Here is an 11,746-nt window from a genome sequence, read left to right on the forward strand (position 1 = left end):
CCAAATGCATCATGAGCACTCAACAAAGCCTTTGGTTCCTTTTGAAGAGGTAAGTAAAGCAATAAGGTCACAGGATTATCCCCCAGTAGACCTTGTGGTGGGAATTGGATCAGGGGGTACAATACCAGCTACCTTGGTTGCATTCCATTTAAAAGTGCCTTTGAGGGTGCTTTGGGTAAATTACAGGGATGAAGAAAACCAACCCGTACGCCCCCAACCAGAATTTACGGTTCCCTTTTTGGAGCAGGAACTCCCCTCAAAAGGAAACATACTATTGGTCGATGATGTAGCGGTAAGTGGAAAAACCCTTGAAAAAGTAATGAACTCCCTTCCCGAATCCTTGAATATCACCACTCTTGTCCTCAAGGGAAAAGCAGACATTGTATTGCTTCCCCATTTATCCACTTGTGTGAAATGGCCATGGAAAGCCTACGCTACAGAGAACCTTGCCAAATGAAATCGAGCATGGCGGTAATGTTACAGATTGGGATGACATCCCCCACTCCGATAGCAATCGGGGTGGCGAGATTCTCCCGAGGGTAGGCACAAGTTCCCGAAACGAGTTCCCCGAAGCAAGTTCGGGGCAGAGAGGGGCAAGCTACATTGCTTGCGGTTTACCAACCGTCTGGCAGGCGAGACCGCTAAAAGTCAATTAAAAACATATGAAGAACTATTGGTTGTTTATTGCATTTTGCATTTTAACCCAAGCTGCATGGGGTTTTCAAGAGGACAGCCTATCCATGGATTTGGAACCGGTAGTGGTGACCGGGACACGATACGAAATGCAAAAACGCAAAGTAGCATCACCAATTAGCATCATTGACAGGGCTACACTCGATCAATCCGGGCAAATAAACGTGCTGCCCGTATTGGTAAACCAAGTACCCGGTTTTTTCCTGAACGATAGAGGGGTGACTGGTTTTGGAGTGGGACCCAATTCGGGTGGAAATATCAGCATCCGGGGAATCAGCGGATCCCCTAACAACAGGGTACTTGTACTTATTGATGGGCAGCCTCAGTTTATGGGCATTTTTGCACATCCCATTGCAGATGCATATACCTCTTCGGATATTGAAAGAGTGGAAGTGCAGAGAGGCGCAGCCTCATTGCTCTATGGATCAAATGCCATGGGAGGGGCCATAAACCTGATAACCAGAAAGGCAAAGAGAGAGGGATGGCAAGGAGGTGCAAACGTTGGCTACGGATCCTATGGCACATTTCTGGGAAGTGCCCATGCAGGTTACCGTAAAGGGAAATTTCATAGCATGGTTTCCGTAAACAGAAATCAAACCAACGGATACAGGGACGATGCACCGGACAGTTTTGAAAACACCACCTTTTATGCTAAAACGGGATATGAGATAAGTGATTCCTACACAATTTCCAGTGAGATCCAACTTTCAGATGCCACCTATTTTCAGCCTGGCACCACAGAGGCCCCTGAGGAAAATGACAGAAGGGAATTTTTGAGAGGTCGGGCGGCGGCATCCCTGCTCAATGACAATGGTTTTACTTCAGGTGCTCTGATGCTATACCACAATTTTGGGGATCATCAGTTCCTGTCAGGTTTCGAGTCAAAGGACCAAAACCAAGGAATCACCTTTTATCAGAACCTCAGCTTAATGACCGACCAGATCCTCACCGTTGGCTTGGATTATAAGCGTTTTGGAGGTAGGGCCTTCAACGAAAACATGCCCCCTCCAGCCAGAATTGGGTTGGGGGAACAACATTGGGTAAACGAGACCGAAGTTTATGCCCATATTCAACAAAGTATAGGGAAAAGCCTTCATCTCAACGCAGGCATTCGGCAGGTAGAAAACTCCCAATTTGGTGGCAGGACACTTCCCGGATTTGGGATTTCTTGGGAGGCAGGTTCCCACACTACCTTGAAAGCATCCTCTGCCAAGGCTTTCCGTAGCCCTTCTGTGGTGGATTTATTCCTATTCCCTCCTTCAAATGAAGAACTCCTGCCAGAGGAAATGTGGAACCATGAAATCGGAATCACGCAGGAATTCCTTAACCAAAAACTATATGTGGAGGCAAACGTTTTTTTGGCAAAGGGAGAGAACCTAATCGTGGTAAGCCCTATGGAACAACCCCCAGTAGGAAGGAACACTGGAAGCTTCACCAACAAGGGAATAGAAACCCAGGTAAAATATCGGTTCGGGGAAGGCCTGGAGTGGATAGCCAACTACTGCTTTGTGGACGTTTCGGAAAATGTGCTGTTCGCTCCTCGACACCATTTCAACACCCAGGCCACCCTAAGGATGGGAAAATTTAATTTGCTCCCCTCCTTACAATACATTAATGGGCTTAACATAGGAGCAACACCGGATGCCGACGTCCCTTCATCCACTTACACCCTATTGAATATGCGGTTGGCATACGCCATTACCCCAAAAATTCAGGCCTACATCAACGGCAATAACCTCACTAATGCACAATATCAGGTGGAAAGAGGGTACCCTATGCCGGGAATAAATATTATCAGTGGAATTCAAGTAAAAATTTAACCCATATAGTCATGGAAAACGATGATGCCAGAAAAAAAAGACGCGAATTTCTAAAATCACTTGCAGGATTAACTGCGGGAATGATGCTACCCATAACAGGAAGACCTTTAGAAGCAGCTATTTCTTCGATGGAAAATCCCAATAGGGTAATGAAAGACCGCATGGGGGAATTGTTGCCCCAGAGAAAATTCGGAAATACCGGCAAATCCATCACCATGTTAGGCTTGGGAGGTGCCCATATCGCGAGAATGAGTGATGCCGAGGCAGAAAAAACCATTGAAAGGGCCATTGAAGGCGGCGTTCGGTTTTTTGACAATGCGGAATCTTATGGTTCTGGGGAAGGAGAAAGGAAGTATGGCCGCTTTCTTACCCCCAAATACCGGGATATTGCATTTATCCAAACCAAAACTACCTCCAGGGATGCCAAAACGGCAAAAGCACACCTCGAAGGTACACTTAGTAGAATGAAAACGGATTACCTGGACTTGTACTATATTCATGCAGTTACTAGTCCCTCAGATGTGGATAACCGGATAAAGAACGGGGTTTTGGACGTGTTGCTTGAGGCAAAAGAGTCCGGAAAGGTAAAACATATTGGATTTTCCGGTCATTCTGACTACAAAGCACATATTAGGATGCTGGAAAGCACAGATACCATGGAAGCTTGTCAAATGCCTATCAACGCCTATGACCCCAACTATAAAAGCTTCATCAATAACGTACTCCCCATATTGGTAGAAAAGGGCATAGCTCCTATAGCCATGAAAACTCTTGCAAATGGAGGGTTCTTTGGCGGAACATCCCATTTTAACCATGGAAGTAACCCAAGGATTGTCCCCGCAGTCCTTTCCGTACAAGAGGCAGTTCATTTTTCATGGTCAATGCCCATAAGTACATTGGTGACTGGTGCTGATGACGCCAAGATGTTAGACGAAAAAATCGGCTTGGCCAAAACCTTCAAAGCAATGGATGAAAGCCAACGACAACAATTGGTGGAAAAGGTTGCCAACTTTGACGGGAAGCTTGTTGAATTTTATAAGGTGTAAGAAAATTCCCCACAGAGGATGATATTCCTCTGTGGGTAAAATTTGTTTCTTATTTGAGCCAGTCCGGCTTAGTGGTTTCAATTTCCGCCTGAAGCTGGTTGAGCAGATTGTACAGGCCAAAATATGTCCTGTTGATGTACAAACCATGCCTGGAGCCTCTAGCCTGCTTGGATTTCCGAAACATCTTTTCGTTGGAAATACGGTCCCCCAATTGGAAAATCTGCTGGAAATAGCTGTCATCGGCAAAGTCAAAGCTATCCACATGAAAAGGCTTGCCCAGCAAGGATATCATCTCCTTGAAAACCCCCTTGAAATATTTTTTCTCCTCTTCGGTGTCCTTGTCACTCACAAATTCCAGATCATAGAAAATTTGGTTTAACTCATCTTCCCGGATCAGCAAATCCCTTTTAATAAGGGAAAAATACCCGGTATAGAAGTCCTCAGGAATTACCTTCACGCATCCAAAATCAATGACTGCCAATTTGCCCTCATTTTGAATAATAAAATTCCCTGGATGAGGATCAGCATGCACTTGTTTCAGCACATGTACCTGATAATGGTAAAAGTCCCAAAGTGCCTGACCTATTGCATTCCTCTCCTCTTGCTTAGGTTGTGTCTGTAGCCATTCCCTCAAATGTAAACCGTCCATCCAATCCATAGTGATGATACGGGGGCTGCTCAGATCCTCATAGTAGGTAGGAAAAGTCAAATTTAAAATATGCGAACAGGCTTGGGAAATCTCCTTGCTTCGCCTTACTTCCAACTTATAATCCGTTTCCTCTAGGAGCCTCTCTTCCACCTCCTCCATGTAATGATCCAACTCCCTTTCATTCATGTTCAGTAGTCGGAGCGCAAAGGGGCGAACCAGTTTAAGGTCGGAACTTACGCTGGATGCCACACCCGGGTATTGAATTTTTACCGCGTAGGCCTTATCTCCTTTGGTGGCTTTATGAACTTGACCAATGGATGCCGCATTTACTGCTGAGGGGGTAAAAGTATCAAACAGGGATTCTGGCCCTGCCCCAAAATACTGCCTAAAGGTCTTCACCACCAAAGGAAAGGAAAGCGGAGGCGCACTGTACTGCGCCATGGTAAATTTATCCTGATAGGCCCTGGGAAGCATGTTTTTATCCATGGCCATCATTTGCGCAACCTTAAGCGCACTTCCCTTCAATTCACTCAGGGAATCATAGATGTCCGTGGCATTGCTAGTATGAAGCTCATCTTTGGAAAGCTGGGGGTTTACTACCCTTTTGGCGTAATGTTTCACATAGTTTCCACCAACCTTGGCTCCTGTCCTAATAAATTTGGCCGCGCGTTGTACCTTGGAAACCGGAATGCTTTCCTGTTCTCTTATTTTATCTGTCATTAGGATGGTTTGGATTGGTAAAGGAATTTTGCAAAATCGAGAAAGGAATCAACGGCGCTTTTACCCATTAAATCGAAGGCCAAATTGACGGACTTCTCTATGGCGGCGTCGGTTTTTTCAAATCCCTGAGAAGTGTCTTTCAGCCAAAACTGGAACAAAAACATTACCTGAAGCCATAAGGCCTCATCATATTTTTCGCTGATATACGGTCGGTTTGCAATTTCTTCCGTTTCCTTACCTTCCAATACGATGTCACCAACGAAGGACTTGAATTTTTCTTTGAAGACTTTAATTTCTTGGGGATATGGAGCTTTCCACCCTTGCGAATGCTGATAAAGGGAAATGAGGTAACTTCTCTTTTTTTTCAAATGCTCTATCCACGTAAAATAAAATCCCAGCAATTTCTCACGGGCAGAGTAGTTAGGATAGACCTCCTGGTTTTGTAATTCTTGAACCGTACGGTCAAAAATCAATTCCCATACCGCCGCCTTAATCGCTTCAAAGGAAGTGAAAAATGCATACAACTCCTCTTCTTTGAGGTGAAGGGACTTTGCGAATTTATAGAGGGATACGGGTTCTTTTCCATTTTCCAACACATATTCCACGTATCCCTCTATGATGCTATCTCTATTGATTTCCGCACTTGCGGATTTATTTTCTTCGGTCATCGGTGTTTTAGAATTTTTTCCTACTTGTTAACAAGATAAACCGTAAAGGGGTTTTAATTTGGGTAGGATTTATCTTTATCCCTTATAAATTTACATACAAGTATCACCACGTGTATTCATATTAAATTTTAAAAATCCAGTGATATTGGATACAACGGAGGAAGTAATGAAATTTTATGAAAAATTTAAACGAATAAACAAAGAAATCCCAAAGCTTCCCCAAATGGACTCAATGCCAATAATATACTAGTCTCAAGTTAGGAATATATTGACGGTCGGATTCCTGCAGAGTAACTTGTGTACTGCGGAGGTCCTCTGCGAATATCTGCGAAATCTGCGGGAGATAATTGTCCGTAGTTTGGTTCACATAAAACTAGTTTCTTTCTGGAAGTAAGGAATGGTAATTTTTGTTAAAAAACCTATCCACCCCATAATTTTAGATTAAACTAGGAGGGATTTTGTCTCTTTTTATAAACGTACAATAAACTTTAATTTTTACTAACCATGGATTCATCTAAAGCAATGGTTTTGAAAATCAAGCACTTCGGGATATTCATGGTGGTATGGTGTCTGCTCATCTCCTGTGCTGCCAATAACCAGGATTCCCCTGAATATAGGGCCTTTACCCTTACACAGGACACCGTTGTGATTGACAGCAGGGATGAAATCATCAACCTAAGGTACGGGATCGGTAACCCGGAACTTTCGAAGGATGGCAAATTCCTTTTTCACTATACCCATGGAGTGCCAAAGTTCTCTAAAATCAATTTGGAAAGATTGATATTGGAAGAAATGATCCCTTATGAAACAGAGGGGCCGAATGGAATGGGTGCCTACTTAGCTGGGTTCAGCACCTTTGAAGATGAATTGCTATTGCTCTGGACTTATGGAGCAAGTGCTGTTTTTAACCAGCGTAGTGAAAAAATAAATGATTTGAGGTTGGACAAAATTGCTTCACAAGAAATCCTTGACTTAAGAGCTTTCCCCGCAAGGTTATTGGAATACCCCAACCATCCCAACCAGCTTTTTGGCTACTACCTAGATAATCATAACGAAGATTATTTCATTCTTAAATTTGATTTAGCCCAGCAATCCTATAAAAAGACAACGCTACCAGTAAAAGAAAAACTCAAAGATTATAGCATGGAAATTATAAAGGATGGAAATCTTGCAGGGGAATTTAGCCCAAAACCATGGCCAACGGTCGCCAATGAAAAAATCTTATTTACCAACATGGTGTTCAATGAAGTACTGATTTACGACATGCATACGGACTCCATTTATTCCAAAGAATGGGAAAGCATATTAACGGAGAACAAAAATGAATACAAAATGCCAGCTAAGGTAGAATTAGAGAAGTCCGATTACCACAGGAGAAAGTTTCAGGAGCACATCAACTTTATGCCCCTTCATTGGGATCCTGTATCGCAGCAATACGTAAGACTTTCTTACAAAACCAAATTTTCGGAAGAACTTAACGAGCTCGGAGCGCCCATTGAAACAGGAGCTGAGGTTTATTTGAGTGTTTTTGACAAAGACCTTAATATCATCTGGGAAACCTACCTAGATACTTATCAAAAGACCCCGCCAAAACACTTTTTTATTGATCAAAGGATTTGGTTATTTGAAAACATGGAAGACGAAATGGCATTTGTCAGAATTACCATAGACTAATTTCCAAATCCAATTATTCCGCTTCATCCCTTAATCCAAAAATATCAAGATTCTCATATTGTGCATAGATGGGGCTTATCTTGTCAAGTAAAAAGGTTTTTTAAAACTTTTTTGGGGGTTTATAACGTTTATAAACTTAAATCAGCGATTTGATCATAATCATGAAAAAAAAATTACCGAATCATTGGGTGCTGTTGATTATACCGATGTTTGGCTTCTGGGCATGTGAAGTAGATGAAGACGTGCCCCATGTCAGGGAACAACGGGTAAAGGAAGCCATATACGAAAGCATGCAGGAATGGTACTTTTGGAACGACCGGATGCCTCAGGGCATAAATCCCAATGCTTTCCGAACCAACAACTCACTTTTGTCGGCTCTCAGGTACGAGGAATTGGACAGATGGTCTTACCTCACTACAAGAGGGGATTTCGAAAGGGCCTTTACCGGACAAAATGCCGGACATGGGTTTGGTATCGCATTAGGTCCTGATGAGGGAATTTACGTTTCATTTGTTTATAAAGACTCACCTGCCGGTAAAGATGGATGGGAAAGGGGATGGGAGATTTTGGAAGTAAATGGAAAACCCGTCGCAGAATACAGGACGAATGGAGGGTATAATTTCCAACTCGGCCCCAATAACCCGGGGGTAACCAATACCTTTACCTTAAAATTGCCGGACGGCACCACTACCAAAAAGTCAAATACCAAGGAAGATTACCAGTCAAACTCTGTCTTGCACAAAGAAATCCTTAAGATAGATAGCAAAAACGTGGGCTACTGGGTATATAACAGCTTTAAAGCCAGTCCCGGCGAAAGCCCCACCAGGAGTCTAGAGGTGGAAGAAGCACTTAAGTATTTTGAAGATGCCAATATCAGTGAGCTTATCCTGGATCTCCGGTATAATGGAGGGGGTAGTGTAGCTGTGGCAGAACAAATCATGAATGCGCTGATCCCATCCTCCTATGATGGGAAGTTAATGTATAAAAACGCATTAAACGGCGATAAAACAAATCTCAACGAATCGTATTTTTTTAGCAAAAAGGGGAATTTAGAGGTGGATAGAGTGGTCTTCATCACCTCAAGAGGATCTGCGTCTGCTAGTGAACTTATTATCAACTGCCTGGAACCTTACATGGATTTAGCGCTAATTGGGGACAGAACTTATGGAAAGCCGGTGGGATCATTCCCTATGTCCAGCTTCAATAATACCTTGGCCCAAAATGATGTGGAGCTAGTGCCGGTGACCTTTGCAACCGCCAATGCGAATGGCAAGGCGGAATTTTTCGATGGGTTTCCTGTGGATATCCCAGTGGCGGACAACCCCTCCGAAAACTGGGGAAGCCCCGAGGAAAGCCGCTTTGCCGCTGCTAGGGATTATATTCAATTTGGGTCACTTTCTCCCTCTGCACGATTACTCCATTCCCCAATGGAAGAATGGGTGATGATAGATGACTTTACAGGGCTGGGTAAGGAATTTCCTGTATATTAATTATGAACTTTGAGGCCCAAACCCGAAGGTGGAAAGGTATATTAAATTGCCTAATCAAAAAATGGTTTTGGTGCTTCGTCATGTTGGTTTCCAATATTTTCCTTGGCTGCTCTCTTTTAGAAAAGCAGTATGAGGAAAGTAAATTTGACCGGGTTCTGGTAATAGGAAATAGCATCACCCACCATCCTCCCAATACGGAAATCAAGTGGTATGGAGATTGGGGAATGGCAGCCTCTGAACCCTCGAAAGACTTTTTCCATACCTTATCCTCTTCTTTCCAAAACCTGGATAATGCCGTGACCTTAAAGAGGCAAAATGTTTTTGTTTTTGAGAGGGGCTTTGATAACCCGTTTATCGCAGACGAATTTGAAGAATTAAGGGAATTTGCACCTGATTTACTGATTATCCGATTGGGAGAAAATGTGCCTTTGGAAAGACTGGAAACAAACAATTTTTCCATCGCCTTGCAGGATTTTGTGGGCTTTATCCTTGACGGTAGGAAAGAAGAAGTAATCATTACCAGCACATTTTGGGAAAATTCACAAATGGATACCCAACTAAAACATGCAGCGGAAGAAAGGGGCTGGAACTATGTGCCAATAGGACACCTGGGGTCATCAGATACCTACAAGGCCATTGGGGAATTTGAAAATGAATTCGTAGAAATTCACCCGAATGATGCCGGAATGGCCGAAATAGCTGCTCTGATCTGGGAGGAAGTGAAAAGAATAAAGGGCAAAAAATAATCTTCCAACCACTCTGCGCAAATTAGCGAAATCAGCAGGGGGATTAATTCCCGCAGATGGCGCAGAATACTTTTGCTTTTAAAAGATTGGGCAATTTTTGCATCATTTCTAAGAATAGCCTTTTTAAGTTTAAGGATAGCACTGCTTGCATAAAAAGCCCCTCTGTATAAATTCGCAAGAACTGCGGGAGAAAAAACCAAAAAAGCCAACCCCCAGTATCGAGGATTGGCATTTCTAGCTTAATATCATCGAAGGGTGCATCGTAAACTTGACAGGGTTTGCCTTCCAGAAAGGTATAGATGCCAGTTCCATGGCATGCTCCCTTTATATCCGGCCAAAAAACGGCTGGTGTTTTACACGGCCGCTCCATTCGGTAGCATCCTTAGCTCCTTTAAAACCGTTTCCACCCTTCCGGTCGTACAGGTCTTCATCGGAGCCGAACTCAAAATAATAAGGAATGGGAATTTGCCAAGTTTAATTACATTATTGATCTCTTACAAAACAATTCGGTTCAGTATCCTTGCACAACGGTTTATATGCCCTGTACAGCTAATTCAGATGTATATAAAACCGACCAATGAAAAAAACGCCATTGGTCGGTTTTTTAATGTTATAGTTATTACTGGTGATTAATCCCTGTAATTTAGGTTTAAATCAAGTTCGCTTTGAGGTAAAACCCATACAAATGATTCAGAAGAAAAAGGCTCATCCTGAACCCCCCTGTCCCCTCCCGGAATGGGTTTTTTAGCTGACCTTAGATAATCTGTCCGGTCACCTTCATAAGCTAGTTCTTTGATTCTTTCATTATCAATTATTTCCTCTGTAATTGCTCCCTGCAAAGGCCCAATTCCGGCCCTTTCTCTCACTACATTTAAGTCATTTGTAGCCCCTCCAACATCACCAGACCTCAACCGAAGTAAGGATCTTGTCAAATACATTTCAGCGAGGCGAATAATGGGAATATTTGCCAGGATGCCTATTTCCTGGCCCCTATAGTATTTATCGCACCAAACCATTGGCGTTACCACCTCGGAATGTATGGTTTCATAGATAAAGGGGTCAGCATTTGGGTCGGGATTATAACCGTCTAATTTTCTATAGAGCTGGTTAAATCGCTTATCCTGCAAGGCTTCTTCAGTAAGCGTGTAATTTCCATTCAAAGGGTCTTCCATCCACCCAATAGCTGCCAAGGTATTGTAACTGAACGTAAATTGATTCCAAGTACATCTTTGAAACGTATTTGCTCCTGTGGTGACCTGTCTGCGCAACGTCATACTGGATAATTCATCCGGACCTACCCTGTTCACAGGATCATAATACAATGCATACCAAAGGACTTCTTTTCCCCGACTACTGTTGTCTTTATTAAAGGCTTCAATAGGGTCCTCTGACAAATCATAATCTCCACCATTTTGATCAATGACATAATTCAATTCTTGGATAGCTTCCTCATTTCTGCCCATCATAAAATATACCTTTGCCAGCATAGCTGCGGCCGTGAATCTGTTTGCTCTGCCAAACTCATAAGATGGATGGTGTAATGAAGCGTTAAACCGCTCCGGCAAGAGGGATTTAGCCCTATTCAAATCAGCTAGGATTTGGGCATAAATTTCCGGACCTGTACCCATTTCGGGAGCTTTAGCCCCATCAAAGTTATCTGCGAATGAAATCCTTAGGGGCAAAAGCCTGGATCCGGCAGTTCCTTCGGATTCATAAGGAGGAAGGAATATCGTAGTTAACACCCAGTAGCCATAACCGCGCATTAAATGCAACTCGCCTTCAATCCTTCTGAGGTTATTTTCAATATCGGCCTCAGAAGCATTTGGAAAAGGATTCCCTCCACTTTCTGCAATAAAATCCAAGGCAGCATTGCAGGAGGCAATAATTTGGTAAGCAGTCACAAAAGCATTCCTTGATTTATCAATCTCAATGTTTGCCATCCTGCCATACATCTCATTGAAAGGAATGTTTGCAGAAGTTCCTGGCAATAGCTGTACGTTATCTCCTTGGGTTGTCTTCAACAGGCGTGTACCTCCGATCAGGTTGTTCCATGCCCCCTTTCTAAATGCCAGCCAATATGCCCCCACAGGAGCTCTTTCAAAATCTCTTAAATTCAGCCAGGGATCTTCAGGCGGATTGGTCAATGTAAAGAATTCTTCATCATTGCAGCCATTGCTACCCATTAGCAACAGGAGGGAGAGAATATATAGAGTTAATTTTTTCATGACTTTTGAATTTAG

9 protein-coding genes are annotated in these 11,746 nt (G+C 43.1%); 6 read left to right on the forward strand and 3 right to left on the reverse strand.

Translation table 11 applies throughout. The features are described from left to right. Positions 1-4: 4 nt before the first annotated feature. From DB520_RS12635 to DB520_RS12645, 3 genes are all read left to right on the forward strand, one after another. Entirely contained in the window at positions 5-457 is a 453-nt protein-coding gene (locus DB520_RS12635) for a phosphoribosyltransferase (RefSeq protein WP_114750081.1), read from the forward strand. A gap of 205 nt (positions 458-662) precedes the next feature. After that, positions 663-2,513 carry a TonB-dependent receptor gene (locus DB520_RS12640; protein ID WP_114750082.1) on the forward strand — a complete coding sequence of 617 codons (1,851 nt, stop codon included), beginning with the start codon at positions 663-665 and terminating at the stop codon, positions 2,511-2,513. An 11-nt stretch (positions 2,514-2,524) separates the two neighbouring features. Then, positions 2,525-3,559, forward strand: coding sequence for an aldo/keto reductase (locus DB520_RS12645; protein WP_114750083.1), 1,035 nt, complete (start codon positions 2,525-2,527; stop codon positions 3,557-3,559). Positions 3,560-3,608: 49 nt separating this feature from the next. Here DB520_RS12645 and DB520_RS12650 read toward each other — a convergent pair whose 3' ends face one another. Together DB520_RS12650 and DB520_RS12655 are read right to left on the reverse strand one after the other, a co-directional pair. Continuing rightward, a complete protein-coding gene (locus DB520_RS12650) occupies positions 3,609-4,928 on the reverse strand; it encodes an ABC1 kinase family protein (RefSeq protein ID WP_114750084.1) in 1,320 nt (439 codons plus the stop codon). Further along, positions 4,928-5,596, reverse strand: a complete 669-nt coding sequence (locus DB520_RS12655) for a TetR/AcrR family transcriptional regulator (protein WP_114750085.1) — start codon at positions 5,594-5,596, stop codon at positions 4,928-4,930. The genes DB520_RS12650 and DB520_RS12655 overlap by 1 nt, the downstream gene beginning before the upstream one ends. A 504-nt stretch (positions 5,597-6,100) precedes the next feature. On the opposite strand from DB520_RS12655, the gene DB520_RS12660 reads away from it, so the two are divergent. From DB520_RS12660 to DB520_RS12670, 3 genes are all read left to right on the forward strand, one after another. Further along, a complete protein-coding gene (locus DB520_RS12660; protein ID WP_232834952.1) occupies positions 6,101-7,270 on the forward strand; it encodes a DUF4221 family protein in 1,170 nt (389 codons plus the stop codon). 161 nt (positions 7,271-7,431) lie between these two features. Then, positions 7,432-8,760, forward strand: a complete 1,329-nt coding sequence (locus tag DB520_RS12665; protein WP_114750086.1) for a S41 family peptidase — start codon at positions 7,432-7,434, stop codon at positions 8,758-8,760. A gap of 2 nt (positions 8,761-8,762) precedes the next feature. Beyond that, a complete protein-coding gene (locus DB520_RS12670; RefSeq protein ID WP_114750087.1) occupies positions 8,763-9,506 on the forward strand; it encodes a hypothetical protein in 744 nt (247 codons plus the stop codon). 629 nt (positions 9,507-10,135) lie between these two features. On the opposite strand, the gene DB520_RS12680 is transcribed toward DB520_RS12670, so the two are convergent. Beyond that, positions 10,136-11,731: a RagB/SusD family nutrient uptake outer membrane protein gene (locus DB520_RS12680; protein WP_198675322.1), complete on the reverse strand. Its 1,596-nt coding sequence runs from the start codon at positions 11,729-11,731 to the stop codon at positions 10,136-10,138. Positions 11,732-11,746: the final 15 nt, after the last annotated feature.

The sequence above is a fragment of the Pleomorphovibrio marinus genome (assembly GCF_003347495.1).
GTDB lineage: Bacteria > Bacteroidota > Bacteroidia > Cytophagales > Cyclobacteriaceae > Pleomorphovibrio > Pleomorphovibrio marinus.

What these genes read in the sequence shown, in the direction of transcription:
- DB520_RS12655 (WP_114750085.1), bottom strand. Translation starts at nt 5,596, where the DNA reads ATGACCGAAGAAAATAAATCCGCAAGTGCGGAAATCAATAGAGATAGC.
- DB520_RS12635 (WP_114750081.1), top strand. Translation starts at nt 5, where the DNA reads ATGCATCATGAGCACTCAACAAAGCCTTTGGTTCCTTTTGAAGAGGTA.
- DB520_RS12670 (WP_114750087.1), top strand. Translation starts at nt 8,763, where the DNA reads ATGAACTTTGAGGCCCAAACCCGAAGGTGGAAAGGTATATTAAATTGC.
- DB520_RS12665 (WP_114750086.1), top strand. Translation starts at nt 7,432, where the DNA reads ATGAAAAAAAAATTACCGAATCATTGGGTGCTGTTGATTATACCGATG.
- DB520_RS12645 (WP_114750083.1), top strand. Translation starts at nt 2,525, where the DNA reads ATGGAAAACGATGATGCCAGAAAAAAAAGACGCGAATTTCTAAAATCA.
- DB520_RS12640 (WP_114750082.1), top strand. Translation starts at nt 663, where the DNA reads ATGAAGAACTATTGGTTGTTTATTGCATTTTGCATTTTAACCCAAGCT.
- DB520_RS12660 (WP_232834952.1), top strand. Translation starts at nt 6,101, where the DNA reads ATGGATTCATCTAAAGCAATGGTTTTGAAAATCAAGCACTTCGGGATA.
- DB520_RS12680 (WP_198675322.1), bottom strand. Translation starts at nt 11,731, where the DNA reads ATGAAAAAATTAACTCTATATATTCTCTCCCTCCTGTTGCTAATGGGT.
- DB520_RS12650 (WP_114750084.1), bottom strand. Translation starts at nt 4,928, where the DNA reads ATGACAGATAAAATAAGAGAACAGGAAAGCATTCCGGTTTCCAAGGTA.